General features: G+C 75.1%; 1 protein-coding gene. It reads left to right on the forward strand.

Annotated elements, in window-relative coordinates:
• Window positions 1-233 (forward strand): hypothetical protein (locus ACLQ2V_RS28175; protein ID WP_425721749.1); only part of this gene is annotated, 233 nt, incomplete at both ends.

Here is a 233-nt window from a genome sequence, read left to right on the forward strand (position 1 = left end):
TCGTCTCCACCCTCACCGGGCAGGTGGTGGAGGAGTTCACCGCCGAGTACTGGGCGCAGCAGGTGCGCGGCACCGTCGCGTTCGGTGCGGCGGTGCAGAGGGCCGCCGAGCTGGGGGTGACCCGGTTCGTGGAGCTCGGCCCGGACGCGAGCCTGGTCGGCGCGGTCGAGGAGACCCGCGACGGCGTGCTGGCCGTGCCGGTGCTGCACCGCAAGCGGGCCGAGCCGACCACC

Source organism: Micromonospora sp. DT233 (genome assembly GCF_049841815.1).
Classification (GTDB): Bacteria; Actinomycetota; Actinomycetes; order Mycobacteriales; family Micromonosporaceae; genus Micromonospora.